Annotated in this window: 15 protein-coding genes and 2 tRNA genes; 13 read left to right on the top strand and 4 right to left on the bottom strand. The window is 49.2% G+C overall.

Going from position 1 to position 18,075, the window contains the following annotated elements; all coding sequences use genetic code 11:
- Positions 1-10: 10 nt before the first annotated feature.
- The 7 genes from NOG13_RS08590 (at position 11) to NOG13_RS08560 (ending at position 7,598) form a co-directional block, all read left to right on the top strand.
- Positions 11-85, top strand: a tRNA-Gly gene (locus NOG13_RS08590).
- Between the two features lie 765 nt (positions 86-850).
- Positions 851-2,467 carry an ABC transporter substrate-binding protein gene (locus NOG13_RS08585; RefSeq protein WP_283110143.1) on the top strand — a complete coding sequence of 539 codons (1,617 nt, stop codon included), beginning with the start codon at positions 851-853 and terminating at the stop codon, positions 2,465-2,467.
- Positions 2,468-2,589: 122 nt separating this feature from the next.
- The gene (locus NOG13_RS08580; protein ID WP_283110142.1) at positions 2,590-3,606 is read left to right on the top strand and encodes an ABC transporter permease; all 1,017 of its coding nucleotides are present in this window, start codon (positions 2,590-2,592) and stop codon (positions 3,604-3,606) included.
- Between the two features lie 5 nt (positions 3,607-3,611).
- A complete protein-coding gene (nikC, locus tag NOG13_RS08575; RefSeq protein WP_283110141.1) occupies positions 3,612-4,523 on the top strand; it encodes a nickel transporter permease in 912 nt (303 codons plus the stop codon).
- An 11-nt stretch (positions 4,524-4,534) separates the two neighbouring features.
- Positions 4,535-5,512, top strand: coding sequence for an ABC transporter ATP-binding protein (locus NOG13_RS08570; RefSeq protein WP_283110140.1), 978 nt, complete (start codon positions 4,535-4,537; stop codon positions 5,510-5,512).
- Positions 5,509-6,513, top strand: coding sequence for an ABC transporter ATP-binding protein (locus NOG13_RS08565; protein ID WP_283110139.1), 1,005 nt, complete (start codon positions 5,509-5,511; stop codon positions 6,511-6,513). Before NOG13_RS08570 ends, NOG13_RS08565 begins: the two co-directional genes overlap by 4 nt.
- A gap of 8 nt (positions 6,514-6,521) precedes the next feature.
- Complete coding sequence (locus tag NOG13_RS08560; protein ID WP_283110138.1) at positions 6,522-7,598, top strand: M24 family metallopeptidase; 1,077 nt, start codon at positions 6,522-6,524, stop codon at positions 7,596-7,598.
- A 75-nt stretch (positions 7,599-7,673) separates the two neighbouring features.
- Here NOG13_RS08560 and NOG13_RS08555 read toward each other — a convergent pair whose 3' ends face one another.
- The 3 genes from NOG13_RS08555 to NOG13_RS08545 form a co-directional block, all read right to left on the bottom strand.
- Positions 7,674-8,012 (bottom strand): four-helix bundle copper-binding protein, encoded by a 339-nt coding sequence (locus tag NOG13_RS08555; RefSeq protein WP_283110137.1) that lies wholly within the window; start codon positions 8,010-8,012, stop codon positions 7,674-7,676.
- 110 nt (positions 8,013-8,122) lie between these two features.
- Positions 8,123-8,545, bottom strand: a complete 423-nt coding sequence (locus NOG13_RS08550) for a TspO/MBR family protein (RefSeq protein ID WP_283111185.1) — start codon at positions 8,543-8,545, stop codon at positions 8,123-8,125.
- 278 nt (positions 8,546-8,823) lie between these two features.
- Positions 8,824-8,910 (bottom strand) — tRNA-Ser (locus tag NOG13_RS08545).
- Between the two features lie 186 nt (positions 8,911-9,096).
- Between NOG13_RS08545 and asnS the strand changes: the two genes are divergently transcribed.
- From asnS to secF, 5 genes are all read left to right on the top strand, one after another.
- The gene (gene asnS, locus NOG13_RS08540; protein WP_283110136.1) at positions 9,097-10,491 is read left to right on the top strand and encodes an asparagine--tRNA ligase; all 1,395 of its coding nucleotides are present in this window, start codon (positions 9,097-9,099) and stop codon (positions 10,489-10,491) included.
- Positions 10,492-10,527: 36 nt separating this feature from the next.
- Positions 10,528-10,914 (top strand): bacteriohemerythrin, encoded by a 387-nt coding sequence (locus NOG13_RS08535; protein ID WP_283111184.1) that lies wholly within the window; start codon positions 10,528-10,530, stop codon positions 10,912-10,914.
- A 156-nt stretch (positions 10,915-11,070) separates the two neighbouring features.
- A complete protein-coding gene (locus NOG13_RS08530) occupies positions 11,071-12,342 on the top strand; it encodes an aspartate aminotransferase type Ic (protein WP_283110135.1) in 1,272 nt (423 codons plus the stop codon).
- A gap of 208 nt (positions 12,343-12,550) precedes the next feature.
- Positions 12,551-14,005 carry a preprotein translocase subunit SecD gene (locus tag NOG13_RS08525; RefSeq protein ID WP_283110134.1) on the top strand — a complete coding sequence of 485 codons (1,455 nt, stop codon included), beginning with the start codon at positions 12,551-12,553 and terminating at the stop codon, positions 14,003-14,005.
- Positions 14,002-15,117 (top strand): protein translocase subunit SecF, encoded by a 1,116-nt coding sequence (secF, locus tag NOG13_RS08520; protein WP_283110133.1) that lies wholly within the window; start codon positions 14,002-14,004, stop codon positions 15,115-15,117. Before NOG13_RS08525 ends, secF begins: the two co-directional genes overlap by 4 nt.
- A gap of 58 nt (positions 15,118-15,175) precedes the next feature.
- On the opposite strand, the gene NOG13_RS08515 is transcribed toward secF, so the two are convergent.
- Entirely contained in the window at positions 15,176-15,571 is a 396-nt protein-coding gene (locus tag NOG13_RS08515) for a hypothetical protein (protein WP_283110132.1), read from the bottom strand.
- An 88-nt stretch (positions 15,572-15,659) separates the two neighbouring features.
- On the opposite strand from NOG13_RS08515, the gene NOG13_RS08510 reads away from it, so the two are divergent.
- On the top strand, positions 15,660-18,041 hold the full coding sequence (locus NOG13_RS08510) for a transglycosylase domain-containing protein (protein ID WP_283110131.1): 2,382 nt from the start codon (positions 15,660-15,662) through the stop codon (positions 18,039-18,041).
- Positions 18,042-18,075: the final 34 nt, after the last annotated feature.

Raw genomic sequence — 18,075 nt, 5'->3', positions numbered from 1 at the left:
ATGCGTTTCTGCGGGAGTAGTTCAGTGGTAGAGCGTCAGCTTCCCAAGCTGAATGTCGCGGGTTCGAATCCCGTTTCCCGCTCCAAAATCCATTCCGCATGGATGCTGAGAATCGAGTATTCATGCGGTCTTTTTGTGCTTTCTTGTTTCCTTTGGCTGTTTTTCAAACGTTCATTATGCATGCCGCGAATTATGATTTTATAAATGCTATGTAAAATTTTTATGAATTTTGAAAGTATGAATTTTCAAAGCAAAAAAGTTTCACTGCAAACATGTATCGAAAGCATAACGCTTTGCGAAAATTCGATTTATCACAATTTATTGAAGCATTCAAAAAGCTTTGTTTTGTAGGCAGGGAAACAGGAGTGCAGTCAGCGGTTAAATGATTTTACGTCTGCACAAAAGTCAAAAAAGTCAGAACGGTCGCGAAAAACGACTGCTTTTCTGCATCCGTTTCCACAGGTTTTGCGGGCTTGCAACTTTTGGAATTTGAGCCAGACGTTCGGAAAACCGTTTTCTGCGAGCAAAATGCTTTAATCCTGCAAAATTGGAACGCTTTAAATTTGTTGATTTGGATGAAATCAAATGCAATCTTGCATTTTTCTTAAAACAGCCTTGAAAAGAATGGGGAAATATATTATACTCTTTCAAACCGCCGAATTCAAAAACGGCTGATGCATGAAATAATTGGCAGCAGCGCTTCTTTGATTTGGCTGAAAGAAGCGCTGCTTTTATAGTTAATGATTTAATGTATTAACACGTTATTTCTGCAAAATTCGTTGGTTATATTACAGTTAGAGTTTGTCAATTCGCACGGTTTGAACGAGAGAAAGAGAGGGAGTTAGTTAGTATGAAAAAGAACTGCAAATTCAAGAAACTTTCCGCATTGATTCTAACTGCAGCTATCATTGGAACGGCTATGACAGGCTGCACAAAAAGCCAGCGTGCATCCGAAGTGAACTCCGGTAGCACAAGTGGAACTGACGCAGCCCTCAAAGATACTTTTACCTATGCTCAGGGTGCCGATCCGCGCGGACTTGATCCGGCATATGTGGATGATGGCGAGTCTGCCAAGGTCATGTGCAACATTTACGAAGGACTTCTGAGATACAAGAACGATTCCACCGAAATTGAGCCGTGGCTTGCAGAGAGCTATGAGGTCAGCGACGACGGCGTGACATATACGTTCCATCTTCGCAAAGGCGTCAAATTCCACGACGGCACGGATTTCAACGCTGACGCTGTTAAGAAGTCCATTGACCGGTTGCTCGAGCCGAATGTTTCTGACGATATGCCTTATGCTTCTTTCGTCTTCGGCTCAAAAAAGGCAAAGACCGGTGTTAAGGAAGTTAAGGTTGTAGACGACTACACGGTACAGATCATTCTGTTCACCCCGCAGACTTCCTTCATTAAGAATATTGCCATGATTATGGCAGCACCGATCGTCAGCCCGACGGCGCTGGAAAAATACAACGGCAACTTGAATGAGCATCCGGTTGGTACAGGGCCGTATAAGTTCGTTTCCTGGGACAAGAACCAGAACATCAAACTGGTACGCAATGACGATTACTGGGGCGAAAAAGCCAAAACGAAGAACATTGTTTTCCGCTTCATCAGCGAAAACTCCGCCCGCGACATTGCTCTGACTTCCGGTGAAGTGGATGCAATCGACGGAATCTCCGCATCCGATGTTGATCAGCTGAAAAATGCCGGTGAAAAGATTTTCTCCGCTGACGGTATGACCATCAACTACATGGCATACAACACAACCTCTGAGAAATTCAAGGATGTTGCAGCACGTAAAGCATTCAGCCAGGCAGTCAACGTTCCTGAGCTTGTCAAGAGCCTTTACAAAGACTACGCAACTCCGGCTACGAGCATTATGCCGTTCTTCATGAATCCAGGCAGCAAGAATGTCAAGTCGACTACGTATGACAAAGCTGCGGCAAAAGCAGGACTTGCCAAGGCGGGTATTACTTCCGTCAACATGATTACCTATTCCAACCCGCGTCCGTACAATACGGTTGGCGGTCAGGTCCTTGCAGAAGCAATTCAGGGTTATCTGAAAGAAGTCGGTGTGACCTGCAAGATCAGCACCTATGACTGGACAACGTATAAGTCCGTCGTTAAGAAGGGCGATTACGATATCTGCTTCTACGGCTGGACCGGTGACAACGGTGACCCGGACAACTTCATGAACCTGCTTGACGACAAGGATGTTTCCATGAATGTTTCCCGTTACAACAATCCGGAATACCACAAGCTGATTCTCAAGGGCCAGCAGACCCCCGAGGGCGAAGAGCGTGAAAAGATTTATACGCAGCTTGAGCAGATGGCTGCCGATGACAATGTATGGCTTGTCATTTCGCACTCCAAGAACCTCGCTGCCTACAATCCAAAGGTAAGCGGTTACTTCTATCATCAGACGGGCGTTACCCGTTTTGCTGGTGTGACTGTTTCAAAATAAGTAAAAATCATTCGGAATAACTGCCGTACTGAAAGCTGCAGGTTCTGCAGCTTTCAGTTCATTTTATTAGCTTATGCCTGTTCTTCTGTTTGAGACGGGCAAAGGAAAGGGATGCATTTGATTTGGTAAAATACACCATCAAACGAATATTGATGCTGATCCCGGTGTTACTTGGTGTTTCGCTCGTGGTTTTTCTGATCATGCGCGTTTTCTCACCGGATCCGGCGCCAGTTGTACTTGGTGAACATGCCAGCCAAGAGGCAATGGATGCATGGAGAGAGAGTCACGGCCTGAACCAGCCAATTCTGGTTCAGTATTTCGACTTTCTGAAAAATGCGTTAACGGGAAATTTCGGAACATCATATTACACAAATAAGCCTGTCTCACAAGAAATCTTTGCGCGTTTTCCGGCAACCGTTGAGCTTGCCATCTGCGCAATCATCATCGCTGCCGTGCTGGGTGTTATTTTGGGCACAGTCGCTGCTGTACATAAAAACACGATTGCGGATTATGCCAGCACCCTGCTTGCTCTTGCCGGCATCTCCATGCCGATTTTCTGGCTCGGCATTCTGTTCATTCTTCTGTTTACAGGTGCACTTCATATTCTGCCCAGTTCCGGAAGAATCGACCCGATGCTCCAGCCGGTCGGCGGTACCGGCCTCTATCTCTGGGATACGCTTACTGCCGGAGATTTTGAAGCCTTCGGAAATGCAGTACAGCATCTTATTATGCCTACGCTTGCGCTTTCGCTGTATTCCATGGCAATCATCACCCGCATGACTCGTTCCAGCATGCTTGACACGCTGAATCAGGACTATATCCGTACCGCACGTGCAAAGGGCATTACAAACAGACGTGTCATTCGTCACCATGCGCTTCGCAACGCCATGATTCCGATTACAACGGTCATCGGCCTGCAGTTCGGTTCCCTGCTCGGCGGCGCCGTGTTGACCGAAACAGTGTTTGCATGGCCGGGCATCGGCAAATACACAGTAGAGTGTATTCAAAAATCGGACTTCCCTGTGGTACAGGCTGTCGTGTTGATCATTGCAACGATTTATGTGATTATCAACCTGATTGTTGACTTGATCTATGCCTTCCTGGATCCCCGTATCAAGTATTCAAAGGAGGAGGGGTAATCAACATGGATGAGACAAATGAAATCATGGAGAACTCCTCAGTAACGGAGCTCCAGGAAAAACCGGAATCCGTCTGGAAATCAATGTGGGACAGCCTTAAAAAGAACAAGGCGGCAATGGTCAGCCTTGTTTTCATCGGTATTTTGGTCCTCATTGCGATTGTCACGGCGATATTCCCGGGAATTCTTCCGCATGACCCATATAAACAAGACCTTACCAAAGCGTTTGTTTCCCCCAATTCGGAGTATTGGTTTGGTACTGACCAGTTGGGAAGAGATATTTTCAGCAGAATTATGATTGGAACCCGCGTCAGCCTCTCGGTTGGCGTCATTGCGGTTGCCGTTGCTCTGACATTCGGCATCCTGCTGGGTTCCCTCGCCGGTTACATCGGCGGCTGGGTGGATACGCTCATCATGCGTATTATGGATATTATGCTTTCCATCCCGTCCATTCTTCTGGCAATTGCCTTCATGGCTGCTCTTGGACAGGGTATTGACAAAGCTATCATAGCCATCAGCCTTGTTTCCATTCCGGAATATGCCCGCATTGTCCGCGGTGAAATTCTTTCCGTAAAGCAGAACGACTATGTTCAGGCGGCAAAGGTAATCGGCAACAAGGATTCACGAATTGTTTTCCATCACATTCTTCCGAATGTTTTGTCTTCGATTATTGTCCGTGCTACGCTCGGTATTTCCTCAGCAATTCTGGATGCTTCGGCACTTGGGTTCCTCGGCCTCGGCGTTCAGCCGCCGGCAGCCGAATGGGGCGACATGCTCGGCCGTGCGCGTAACTACATCCTGATGGCCCCGTATTCGATGATTTTCCCGGGCCTTGCCATTTCGCTGTCCGTTCTCGCGTTCAATCTGCTCGGTGACGGCCTGCGCGACGCTCTCGACCCGAAATCCAGACAGAATTGAGGCGTGAAATTATGTTGCTTGAAGTTAAAAATCTTACCACGGAATTCAAGGTAAAGCACGGCACCGTTCGTGCAGTGAATAACCTCAGCTTCCATGTCAATGAAGGCGAGATTCTTGCAATTGTCGGTGAATCCGGTTCCGGAAAGAGTGTTACTTCGCTTTCCATCATGGGACTTCTGCCGCCTAACGGCAAAGTAACCGGCGGTGAGATCCTCTACCGAGGCGAAGACCTGCTGAAAAAATCAGAGAGTGAAATGCGCGCAATTAAAGGCGACAAAATCAGCATGATTTTTCAGGAGCCGATGACGAGCCTCAATCCGGTTTACCGCATTAAAGATCAAATCATGGAGAGCATCCTGACGCACAACAGCAAAATGACAAAGAAGGAAGCGCTCCAGCACACCATAGAAATGCTCCGCACGGTAGGTATTCCTTCTCCGGAAGAGCGCGCATACGATTACCCGCACGAGATGAGCGGCGGTATGCGCCAGCGCGTCATGATTGCCATGGCGCTTGCCTGCCAGCCTGACCTGTTGATTGCCGACGAGCCTACTACGGCCCTTGACGTAACCATTCAGGCTCAGATTCTGGAGCTCCTTTACGAAATGCGCGAGAAATTTAATATGTCCGTCATGCTTATCACGCATGACCTCGGCGTTGTTGCCGAGGCAGCCGACCGCGTTATCGTGATGTACTGCGGTCAGATTGTGGAAAGCGCAGAAGTAAAGTCATTGTTTGCAAATCCGATGCATCCTTATACGCTCGGACTTCTGAAATCTATTCCGCGCCTTGAGGATGAAAGCAAGGAACCACTCTACATGATTAAGGGCATGGTTCCGAACCCGCTCCATATGCCGCAGGGATGCCCGTTCAGCGACCGCTGTGACCGCTGCATGGAAATCTGCCGCAAGAAAAAACCGGAGCTCCGCCAGGTCGGAGATCACATGGTGCGGTGTTTCCTGTATGAAAGCGGGGAGGAGACAAAATGAGCGAAGAAGTTTTACTTGATGTCCAGCACCTGAAAAAGTACTTCGTTGTGGAGAAGAGCTTTTTCGGGAAACCTACTTCCATTTTGAAGGCTGTCGACGATGTTTCGTTCCAGATTAAGAAGGGCGAAGCATTTGGCCTTGTCGGTGAATCAGGCTGCGGCAAGAGTACAATCGGCAAAATGATTGTGGACCTTTACCAGCCTACCAGCGGCAAGATTATCTTTGAAGGAACCGATCTCACTGCGCTTCCCAAAAAGGAACGCAGAAAATACTGCAAAGACATTCAACTGATTTTCCAAGACCCGTACGCTTCTTTGAATCCGCGCATGACAATCGGCGACATTATCGCTGAGCCGATTATCATTAACAAGCTGCGCCCCAGAAACGAAGTGGAGAAGCGCGTGGAGCAGCTGCTCAATTATGTTGGACTTTCCAGCGCCTACCGCAACCGCTACCCGTATGAATTTTCCGGCGGCCAGCGTCAGCGTGTCGGCATTGCACGCGCCCTTGCAGTTGAGCCGAAGCTGATTGTCTGCGATGAGCCTGTTTCCGCTCTTGACGTTTCCATTCAGGCGCAGGTGTTGAACCTCCTTGATGAATTGAAGGAAGAATTCAACCTAACATACCTGTTTATCGCACACGGCCTCAATGTCGTGAAACATATCAGCGACCGAGTGGGCGTTATGTACCTCGGCAAGCTGATGGAAATTGCGCCGAAGAACGAACTGTATCATAATCCGCTCAATCCGTACACGCAGGCCCTTCTCTCGGCCATTCCGTCCATCGACCCCAACAAGCGCAAAAAGCGTATTGTTCTGGAAGGCGATGTGCCTAGCCCGATTGATCCGCCGGAGGGCTGCAGATTCTGCTCCCGCTGCTTCAAGCGAATGGATGGTTGTGAGACCTTCGATTGCATGTTAAGAGAAGTAGCCCCGAACCATCATGTTGCGTGCAAGCTGTATGAGAACGGCATGCCGGACGATGCCAAAAAGGAAGCGTAATCGGTACGATGAATGAAAGACGTGTCAGCCGCGTTTTGCAAAATATGGAGGCGAAGGGCCTTTCCCAGATTCTTATTAGCAGCCCGTCGGATATTTTCTTCCTTACCGGGCGCCTGATTGACCCCGGTGAGAGGCTGCTTGCCCTTTACCTCAACCGCAGCGGTGTGCGCAAAATCTATATCAATAACCTTTTCACCGTCCCGGAAGACCTCGGAGCAGAGAAAATCCGTTTTTCGGATTCCGATGATTCCATTGGCCTTCTATTTGACGGCATCGACCATACCCAGCCGCTCGGTATCGACCGCAACTTTGCGGCGCGCTTTTTGCTGCCGCTCATTGACCGCAAAGCCGCAACGGGTTATGTGCTCGCCTCCGACTGCGTAGGCGCAGTGCGTTCCTGCAAGGACGAGACAGAGATAGCGCTGATGAAGGAAGCAACTCGCATCAACGACGCTTCCATGGCGGAATTTTTCGCAGGTATCCGCCCGGGCATTACGGAATTGTCCCTCGCGGAATCCATGCTGAAAATCTACCGGAAAAACGGCGCGCAGGGTTATTCGTTCGAGCCGCTTGTCGCATTCGGCAAAAACGCCGCTTTGGGACACCATGCGCCGGATAATACGCCTCTGCACGAAGGCGACTGCGTGCTGATTGACGTGGGTTGCCGCAAAGACGGCTATTGCTCCGATATGACGCGCACCTTCTTTTACCGCAGTGCCTCTGACCACGCCAAACAGGTGTATGACATTGTGAAGCGCGCCAATGAGGCCGCCGAAGCGATGATTAAGCCGGGCGTGCGGTTCTGCGACATTGATGCGGCCGCGAGAGACCTCATCACCAAAGAGGGCTACGGCGAAGCCTTTACGCACCGTCTTGGCCATTCCATCGGGCTTGAGGTTCATGAAGGGGAGGACGTTTCCGCTTCCAACCGAAACGAGGTTCGCCCGGGTATGATTTTTTCCATTGAGCCCGGCATTTACCTCGAGGGAGAACTCGGCGTCCGCATTGAGGACCTTGTCCTTGTTACCGAGACGGGCTGCGAAGTTCTCAACAGCTACTCAAAAGAGCTTACCATCGTTCCTTAATTAATAAAACAATAGGCCGCTGCAGTCTACAAAAGGCTGCAGCGGCTTTTTCAATTCCCCGAAAGGCAACAAGCGTTACATGGAACGGCAGAGATCAGCGCATTTTTTACATTCGGCCGCGCATTTCTGGCAGTGGTCGTCTTTGAACTGTGCGCAGCCGGTTGAACATTCATCGCAGACTGTTGCGCACAACTGGCAGATTTCCTTTACATGTTTGGAATTCGATGACATCAGGCAGGCGGCTTCTTTGCAGAGGCTGGTGCAGTCCATCATCATCGCAATGTGGTCTTTTCTGGCAGCCACATCCGGTTCTTTCAGGCAGAGCATGATGCACTCATGGCACGCTTGAGCACACCGGTTGCACTGGTCAATGCAGGTTTGATATTGATCTGTGCAGGTGGAAACAACTCCCATTTAGCAATCTCCTTTTCCGTTTTTTGCTATTATGTGCGGTACTCCCTGAAATATGCACAATAAAGAGTCGGCCCTCCCAGATGCCTTGCGGCATGTGAGAGGGCCGTTGTTCAGCGGTTCAGCATCCACACGGAATAGCTCAGGTAAACCGCAAAGGTTACCCACAGCAGATAGGGAATTTGCAGTAGCGCCGCACTTCGACGGCAGCGGTAAAACAGAAGAATCATCGCAAGCACGAGTGCCCAGAGAAGAATCAGCCAGAGAAAAGCGAACAGGTATGCGCGCAGATTGAAGAAGAAAATCGACCACAGGAAATTGAATGCAAGCTGTACGCCGAAAACAATCAGGGCGGGTCGGCGGCAGTCCAAGTCCGATACATAAATCTGATAGGCGGAAATGCCCATCAGGATGAACAGAATTGTCCACACAATAGGGAATACGATTGCAGGCGGAGACAGCGGCGGTTTTTGAAACTGCTGGTAGGTTTCCATGCTCCCCTGCGTCAGCAAATTGGCAAGTGTGCCGGTGCCCAGCGTGACGGCGAGGAAGATGATCAGCGGTTTCCACCTGATGTGTTATACGGAGTACATAACCTCAGCCAGCTTTCTTAAAAATTTGGGTTCTGCTTCTTGCAGGCAGGCTATGAAACGGCACAGCCGCAATTAATCCTATTCATCGGCTGAGGCAGATATGCGGAAAGGCATAAAAAGGCTCCTCACAATGTGAGAAGCTGAATTGCGTATGAGGCTTAAAATTTGTTTCATGCGCTGCGAAAATGAAAAAGGCACCCGAAAACGGGTGCCTTTTTCTTTGGCGGAGAGGACGTGACTCGAACACGCAACACCTTTCGGTGCACTACATTTCCAATGTAGCTCCTTACCAATTAGAATACCTCTCCAACTGGCAATATTATTGTTCCTCTATCGAGGAGCTCTATAATTATAACCAAGGTGAGCGAAAAAATCAAGCCCTAGATTTCAGAAAATCAGAATTTCCTAAAAATCTTTTGAATGGTTGTAAAACGGTCATAAATGAGGTAAAATAAACGAAATTAGAAATAATTATTGTTTTGGGGATGAAATAATTGACAAGAACTCAGATTTCTGCCATCCACGCGGCGCCGGAGCAATTCGGTGGCAAAACCGTTACCGTCTGTGGGTGGATTCGCTCCGTGCGTTCTTCTAAAACATTCGGATTTATTGACCTGAACGATGGAAGCTGCTTCAAGGGGATACAGATTGTTTTTGAAGACGGCAAACTGCCGAATTTTAAGGAAGTTGCCAAGATGAACGTCGGCACGGCTATTTCCGTTACCGGAAGCGTGCTGTTAACGCCGCAGGCAAAACAGCCTTTTGAAATCCATGCCGATTCGATCAACGTAGAAGGCGCATCCACGCCGGATTACCCGCTGCAGAAAAAGCGCCATACAGTCGAATACCTTCGCTCGGTCGCTCATTTGCGCGCGCGCACGAACCTCTGCGGAGCCGCTTTCCGCGTGCGTTCGGCAGCCGCTTATGAAATTCACCGCTTTTTCCAGGAGCGCGGCTTTGTCTATGTGCATACGCCGCTCATCACCGGAAGCGACTGCGAGGGCGCGGGCGAGATGTTCACCGTCACCTCGTTCGACCTTGACAATCTTCCCAAAACGGAAGACGGCAAGACCGATTTCACGCAGGACTTCTTCGGCAAGCATACCTCGCTGACGGTTTCCGGGCAGTTGGAAGCTGAGTGCATGGCGATGGCTTACGGCAATGTTTACACGTTCGGCCCGACTTTCCGCGCCGAGAAATCCTACACGCAGCGCCACGCGGCGGAGTTTTGGATGATTGAGCCGGAGATGGCGTTTGCCGACCTGAACGATGACATGGCGCTTGCCGAGGATATGATGAAGTATGTCATCCGTGCTGTGATGGAGCGCTGCCCTGATGACCTTGAATTCTTCAACAAATTTGTGGACAACGGTCTTTTGGAGCGCCTGAACCATCTTGTCTCCTCCGAATTTGTTCGTGTTCCGTACACCGAAGCAGTTAAGCTGTTGGAGAAGAACAACGCCAAGTTTGAGTACCCCGTTTCTTGGGGCTCCGATCTCCAGACCGAGCACGAAAAATACCTCACCGAGCAGATTTTCGGCGGGCCGGTGTTTGTCACCGACTATCCGAAGGAAATTAAGGCGTTCTATATGCGCCAGAACGACGACGGCAAGACGGTCGCCGCTGTGGACTGCCTTGTGCCGGGAATCGGCGAAATCATCGGCGGTAGCCAGCGCGAAGAACGTCTGGAACTGCTGCAAAAGCGCATGGCCGAGCTTGGAATGAATGAAGAAAATTACCGCTGGTACCTCGACCTGCGTCGTTACGGCGGCCCGAAACATGCCGGCTTCGGCCTTGGATTTGAACGCCTTGTCATGTATCTAACCGGCATCTCAAATATCCGCGATGTCCTGCCGTTCCCGAGAACGACAGGTTCTGCGGAATTCTAATACACATCATAAAAAAGAAAGGGAGTCTTAACATTGATGTGGAATGATGGGCTGAAAATAGGAGTACCGCTGATTGACAGCGAGCACAAGGAGCTCTGCTCGAGGATTGACCAGCTCCTCGATGCCTGCAACAAGGGGCAGGGCCGTGCTGAAATTGTAAAGACGGTTGCATTCCTCGAGGAGTATACCATCAAGCATTTTTCCGACGAAGAACGTCTCCAGCGCAGCTCGGGATACCCGAAATGCGCGGAGCACAAGGAAATGCATGAATATTTCAAGGCGAAGGTTGCTGACCTGAAAAAGAGCCTCGACGAAAACGGCGCAAATATCGCGAATATCTCGGATACCAACTTCTTCCTGATGAATTGGCTCATCAATCATATCCAGAAAGTCGACAAGGAACTTGCTACATATATAAAATAAAATAAGATATTCCAAACGTTCAAAGAGGGGCAAAACTGAAAGAAATTTTTGAACAAATGCATAAATTTGAAAATCCGCTTGCAAAACTGCACTTCTGCGAGTAAAATATGAATTACGTGTTAATTTATTTTGCAACTCAAAGGAGATGCTCTTTCGGTGGATTTCACATCATTGCCCAAAACGGAGCTTGAGAAAAAGAAACAATCTCTGCAAGAACGTTATCGCGACTTTCAGGCGAAAAAACTGAACCTCAATATGGCTCGCGGAAAACCCGGAACGGACCAGCTTCGTCTTTCCGAGGAGATGCTGAATATTCTCACTTCGGATTCCAATTTGCACGCCTCAACGGGTGAAGATTGTCGAAATTACGGTTTGCCGAATGGCCTACCGGAACTCCGAACCATTTTTGCACAGATGATGGACGTTGATGCGGACCATGTGATACTCGGAGGCAACTCCAGCCTGAATATGATGTTCGACACCGTTTCCCTCGGGATGACGAAAGGTTTCGGCGGATGTGAACCGTGGGGCCGACAGGACCACCTGAAGTTTCTTTGCCCGTCGCCGGGATATGACCGTCATTTTGCTGTGACGGAGTATTTTGGCTTTGAGCTCATCACGGTAAAGATGACGCCGGAAGGCCCGGACATGGACGAAGTCGAGGAGTACGTCAAGGATCCCACGGTGAAAGGAATGTGGTGCGTACCGAAGTATTCCAATCCCACCGGAATTACATATTCCGATGAAACCGTGCGCCGCATCGCAAACTTGAAACCGGCCGCAAAGGATTTCCGCATTTTCTGGGATAACGCCTACTGTGTCCATGACCTTACGGATACCCCGGACCATCTGCTCAGCCTCTGGGACGAATGTAAGAAGGCTGGAACGCTGGAAAATGTATTCTTCTTTGCTTCGACCAGCAAAATCACGTTCCCGGGTGCCGGCATTGCCGCAATGGCCTGTGGGGACGAGAACTATAAGCAGCTGCGCCGCCGCAACTCATTCCAGACGATTGGCCCTGACAAGCTGAATGAGCTGCGTCATCTTTACTTCCTGAAAGATTTCAACGGGGTCAAAGCGCAGATGGCGAAACACCGTGCCTTGCTTGAACCCAAGTTCCATACGGTTCTGTCTAAGCTCGAAAAGGAGCTTTCCGGCAAGGGCGTGGCTACATGGTCGAAGCCGAACGGCGGCTATTTCATCAGCGTTGATGTCCTGCCGGGCTGTGCAAAGCGCGTCGTTCAGCTGTGCGCCGAAGCAGGCGTCAAGCTGACGGATGCCGGAGCGACTTTCCCCTATGGCAAGGATCCGCAGGATTCCAATATCCGCGTGGCACCGACCTTCCCTCCGATTTCGGAATTGGAGCAGGCCATGGAATTGTTCTGCATTTCCGTTCAGCTGGCAGCAGTCGAAAAGCTGCTCGCCTAAAAACAATTGCTTTCTATACGGCTGTTCCGCAGAGAGTTTCTGAACTGCGAAACAGCCATTTTGTTTGCTAAAGCACAGATTGCAATTCTTGCGTGCAATATGGACAAAGTTATTCCCGAAACGATTGACTTTTTAGGCCATTCACAATATAATTAGGCTTGTACGTCTGCATTTTTCGCAGAACACCACTACATTGGGGGATTTCCGAATGAAGCGAGCTAAAAAACCTGTGTTCTTCATCGTTGCCCTCCTCATCCTATTTTTTACTTACGCCTCTATTTTCGGTATCAAAGGAAAAAATGGGGATAATACGGTCACCTATATCAAAGGTGTCAACGATATTAGATGGGGAATTGACATTCACGGCGGCGTAGAAGCAACCTTTGCACCGGCAACATCTACGAAGCCGACAAATGCGCAGATGGATGCTGCAGAATCAATCATTGAACAGCGTTTGGTTCTTGAAAACATTACCGACTACGAACTCTACAAAGACTACAACCACAGCCGGATTATTGTCCGTTTCCCATGGAAAACGGACGAAAAGGACTTTGATCCTGAGAAATCGATTGAAGAACTTGCCGCAACGGCGCAGGTCACTTTCCGTGAAGGCATGGAATATACAACCGAAACAACCGGTTCCGACGGTGAACCGATATACAAGACTCCAAAGGGGAAGACCGCTTCCACGATTATTCTTCAGGGAAGTGATATTGTAAAGGCTGAGCCGCAAATTACGACAAACCCGACAACCGGAACTTCGACTTATGTGGTTACCCTGAAACTCAGCTCGGATGGCGCGAAGAAATTCGCGGAAGCTACCAAAAGGCTCAAAGACCAGATCATCTCCATCTGGATGGACGACACGATGATTTCTTGGCCGAAGGTCAATCAGGTAATCACCAACGGCGAATGTGAGATTGAGGGCGGTTCCAAAGGCTTTACGGCTGCTGAGGCTTCCTCGCTTGCCAATAAGATTAATGCAGGTGCCCTTCCGTTTAAGCTGACGGTCACCAACTCCAATACCATCAGCCCGACGCTCGGCCAATCTTCGCTCAGGGCAATGCTCGTTGCAGGCATTATTGCATTTTCGCTTGTTGCGTTGTTCATGCTAATTGTTTTCCGCCTGCCGGGTTTTGTGGCAATCATTTCCCTGCTTGGGCAGATTGCTTTGTCCTTTGCGGCAGTTTCCGGTTTCTTCCCGTTTGTAAACAGCTTTACGCTGACGCTCCCCGGTATTGCTGGTATCATCCTTTCCATCGGCATGGGCGTCGACGCGAACATCATTACGGCAACCCGCATCAAGGAAGAGCTGTGGATGGGCAAAACGCTTGATAGCGCTATTACAAAAGGCGACGACAACAGCTTTTCCGCAATTTTCGACGGCAACATCACGGTCATCATCGTGGCTGTGATTTTGATGCTGGTCTTTGGCCCGCAGAACATTCTCTCGTTCATGTTCGGTCCCTCTACGACCGGTTCCATCTATTCGTTCGGCTACACGCTGCTGATCGGTATTGTGGGTAACTTCGTGTTTGGCGTTGTTACCACCCGCTTGATGACCAGATCTCTTTCAGCGTTCAGCTTTGCACGCAAGAAATGGCTGTACGGCGGGCCTTCAGAATCCCGTGAAGCTTTAATGAACGGAGGTTCTGAAGCATGAAAACATTCCATATCCGTTTCTACGAAAACAGAAAAATTTATTTTGGCATATCCATCGGCATCATGCTGGTGGGCCTCATCTTTAACATCATCTTTGGCACACAGCTTGACGTTCAGTTCAAAGGCGGTGCCATGATTAAGTATTCTTACACAGGCGATGTCGAACCTAACAAAATCGAACAGGCTGTCGAAAGTGCAATCAAACGTGATGTCTCTGTTGCGACGAACATGAATGTGAAGTCTGCGGACAGTGACAAAACGCAGAACAATGTAACGCTCACTTTTGCCGGCAACGAGGCGCTTTCGGTTGATGACCAAAAAACTTTGCTCTCAACGCTGCAATCGCTTTACCCGAAGGCAAACTTCAAACTTAACTCTTCAAACTCGGTTGACCCGACTATGGGTACGAGCTTCTTCCAGAAGTGCATTGTTGCAGTCATCATCACATTCCTTCTGCTCGATATCTACGTTGCGTTCCGTTTCCGCAAGATCGGCGGCAGTGCGGCTGGTTTCTTCGGCATTGTAGCGCTGCTGCACGATGTCGTGATGGTTTACTTTACGTTTATCATTGCAGGCATCCCGCTGAACGACAACTTCATTGCTGTTGTTCTTACCATTCTGGGTTATTCTCTGAACGACACCATCGTTATTTATGACCGTATCCGCGAGAACCGCAGGCTGATGGGCCTCAAGGCCGGGTATGCTGCGTTAGTCAACACCAGCATCAACCAGACCCTTACCCGTTCGATCTATACGGCTGCCTGCACGTTTGTGTCAATTACAACGGTTTATGTTGTTGGCTTGGTGTATAATCTCCCAAGTGTTACTTCGTTTGCCCTGCCGATGATGGTCGGTATTGTTACGGGCTGCTATTCTTCTATCTGCATAGCCGGACCTCTTTACGTCATGTGGGAGAACCACAAGGCGAAGAAGCTTGCGGCAGCAAATGCCTCCAAAGGCGGGGAAAAGGCAGTTGAAAAACCGGCTGGAAAGGCAGAGGAGCTTCCTGCACAGAAGCCTCAGACGAGCACTTCTTCCAAATCGGCTGCTCCGAAGGCGAAAACCACCGGCGGCCAAAAGAAAAAGTCAAAATCTAAGAAGAAAAAGCATTAACAAGACAAAAGCGCCGTTCCATCATAGATGGGGCGGCGCTTTTTGATCTTTTCCGATTTTAACTGTCATAGTCTTCCATAAGTTTCTTCACTTCGGCAATTGAGTAGAGAACCTTTCCCTTTTCCAACACGTTTTGGTCCTCTTTCGGAAGGATCGACACATCGGTATTGATTTCTTCAATCGGGTTCGGATCATCGCCGTGAAAGACAGCAATGTGCCCTTTATAAGCTTTTACAATGTAGACGTCGGCGCTGCTTTCCGATGCCGGCGCGATGCTCTCGTTTTCTTGACTTGAAGGCGCTTTTGAGGTAAAATAACTTGACATACTGTTTCCAGGTGTTGACGAATTGTATTGCCGGTTTTCGAGGCTGAGTGTGTTGCCGGCTTTCACATATATGATTGTGCAGATTGCGGCTGCGGCAATACTATACAATAAGATATTTATTTTTTTCAACAGCCCATCACCTCAATCTTTATAATTTGTAAAATATTCCAAATTATTCACCATAATTGGCATTTGTCAAACGGAAAGGCGGTACTCCATGAGAAAAACCGATATCAATCAATACGCCGGCCCGGTCATGGTTCAGGGTGATAGAATTTCGACAGGCAAGTCGATTGTTCATATGCTTTTGAAGGGCCTTCTCACCTTTTTTGTCATTTGTGTCATTGCTGCGGTAATTGTTGTGGTTACCATAACTTCATACGTGCTCAGCATGAGGAACTCGTCCGTAGACCTCGACCTTCAGAAGCTGCAACTGAACTACACTTCGTTTATCTATGTGAACGGCGAAAATGACGATCCCACCAAGCCGGTAAAATACCAAAGCCTTTACAGCACAGAGAACCGTGTCTGGGTGGATTCCGATAAAATCCCGGCCAATATGAAGAACGCCATTATTGCGATTGAGGATAAGCGCTTCAATGATCATAAAGGCGTGGACTGGAAGCGTACAATCGGTGCGGCGGCAAGTCTTCTTCACCTTACCAACAGTGGCAGCGGTTATGGCGGTTCGACCATCACCCAGCAGCTCATTAAAAACCTGACCGGTGAGGACGACGTCAGCATTACGAGGAAAGTCAAAGAGATTTTCCGCGCAATCAACCTTGAGAAAAAGTACTCGAAAGATGAAATATTAACGGCCTACCTGAACGTCGTAAACTTTGGCAGCGGATGCAACGGCGTTGAGGCGGCGGCAAATCTCTATTTCGGCAAAAGTATTAAGGATTGCGACCTTGCCCAATGCGCAGCAATCGCAGGAATTACGCGGAACCCAACCGCTTATAATCCTTTGCTCCATCCGGAGGCAAACAGGAAACGCCAGCAGACGGTGCTCACCGAAATGTACGAGCAGAAGAAAATCACGGAAAGCGAGTACAAGAGTGCCATGGCGGAGTCTAATCATATGCAGTTCGTCGGCAAGAAAAAGGAAGAAGTCATCGACGAAAACGAAGTTTGGAACTGGTACACCGAGACTCTGTTCAACGATGTAAAGGAAGGCCTCATGAAGGCCTACAACTGTTCCGCCGAACACGCTATCGACCTCATTTATCGCGGCGGCCTGCACATTTATTCTGCGATGAACGTGGAGATGCAAAAGGCGGCTGATGATGTCTTTACCAGCAAGAAGCTTTTTTCACAGTCGGATTTAAAGCTGCAGGCCGGTTTTGTGGCAATGGATTACAAAGGCCGAGTCCTCGCAGTGGAAGGTGCCCGCGGAACAAAAACTCAGAACCGCCTGTTTAACCTTGCAACAGACGCAAAGAGGCAGCCCGGTTCTTCCATTAAGCCTTTAGCAATCTATGCACCGGCCATTAATTCCGGCATTGTGAATTATTCAAGCCTTATCAACGACGAGCCGCAGCCGGATTACTTCGGAAAAGGCAAGCCCGGCCCGAAAAACTGGGACAGCGCAGACCACGATTATCATGGCATGATTACAGTGGAATATGCCCTTGAGCAGTCATACAACGCAGCGGCCATTTCCCTTTACAAACAGCTCACGCCGAAGATCGGCCTCGATTTTATGCGCAAAAAACTCGATTTTACCAGCATTGAAAACGGAGATTACAACCTCGCTTCGGGTATCGGCGGTTTGACGCACGGTGTCACGGTTCGAGAGATGACCGCGGCGTATCAAATTTTCGGAAACGGCGGTAAATACTATAAGCCATACACGTACTATTACGTGACCGACCACGACGGGAACGTCATCGAAGGCATGGATAACCGCAATGTTACCTTTACGCAGGCGATTTCGCCTTCCGCCGCCACAGTCATGAACAAGCTGCTGAATCACGTTATGACATCCGGTACCGGTAAATCAGCAAATATCAGCGGCTGGCAGACCTTTGGCAAGACCGGTACAACCGACAGCAACAAGGACAGCTGGTTCGTGGGCGGCACCCCGTATGCTGTCGCCGGCGTATGGACCGGCTACCTAAATCCTTCCGAGATTAAAGATGCCAATGCCGCAAAACGAATTTGGAAAAACATTATGACCGAGTACCTTTCCGGCAAGGCGAAAAAGACATTCCAGTTTGATTCCAGTGTGGTTTCCGCCACCTTCTGCAAAAAGACGGGGCTGCTGGCAGTTCCCGGCCAATGTCTGGAAATCGGAACAGGATGGTATGACAAAAACAGCATGCCGGGGCTTTGCACCGGTGACGGTTCCTCAAGCCCGAGTTCGGCTGTTGTTTCCAGCGAGGTCAGCAGCCCGATGTCCACACCGGCTCCTGCTTCTTCCTTTGTTCCTCCCGAGAGCAATCCTTCTTCAGCGGATTCTCAGGAAACGAGCAGCGACTTTAGTAGTAGTAATAATGACGATAGCAGCAGTAGCAGCAGCTCAACCACATCCCGCAAAACAGGAGGAACCAAGCAGCACATGAAACTGAGCAATAGTGCTGCGTTTTTTGGCGAGTAACACAGTTGAATCCGAACTGAAATCATGTTAAACT

This window comes from Thermocaproicibacter melissae (genome assembly GCF_024498295.1).
GTDB lineage: Bacteria > Bacillota > Clostridia > Oscillospirales > Acutalibacteraceae > Thermocaproicibacter > Thermocaproicibacter melissae.
This window is presented reverse-complemented; position numbering and strand designations above follow the sequence as displayed.

Excerpts from the sequence above, each read along its gene's own strand:
- NOG13_RS08585 (WP_283110143.1), top strand. The coding sequence starts at position 851 with ATGAAAAAGAACTGCAAATTCAAGAAACTTTCCGCATTGATTCTAACT.
- nikC (WP_283110141.1), top strand. The coding sequence starts at position 3,612 with ATGGATGAGACAAATGAAATCATGGAGAACTCCTCAGTAACGGAGCTC.
- NOG13_RS08570 (WP_283110140.1), top strand. The coding sequence starts at position 4,535 with ATGTTGCTTGAAGTTAAAAATCTTACCACGGAATTCAAGGTAAAGCAC.
- NOG13_RS08565 (WP_283110139.1), top strand. The coding sequence starts at position 5,509 with ATGAGCGAAGAAGTTTTACTTGATGTCCAGCACCTGAAAAAGTACTTC.
- NOG13_RS08560 (WP_283110138.1), top strand. The coding sequence starts at position 6,522 with ATGAATGAAAGACGTGTCAGCCGCGTTTTGCAAAATATGGAGGCGAAG.
- NOG13_RS08555 (WP_283110137.1), bottom strand. The coding sequence starts at position 8,012 with ATGGGAGTTGTTTCCACCTGCACAGATCAATATCAAACCTGCATTGAC.
- NOG13_RS08535 (WP_283111184.1), top strand. The coding sequence starts at position 10,528 with ATGTGGAATGATGGGCTGAAAATAGGAGTACCGCTGATTGACAGCGAG.
- NOG13_RS08525 (WP_283110134.1), top strand. The coding sequence starts at position 12,551 with ATGAAGCGAGCTAAAAAACCTGTGTTCTTCATCGTTGCCCTCCTCATC.
- secF (WP_283110133.1), top strand. The coding sequence starts at position 14,002 with ATGAAAACATTCCATATCCGTTTCTACGAAAACAGAAAAATTTATTTT.
- NOG13_RS08510 (WP_283110131.1), top strand. The coding sequence starts at position 15,660 with ATGAGAAAAACCGATATCAATCAATACGCCGGCCCGGTCATGGTTCAG.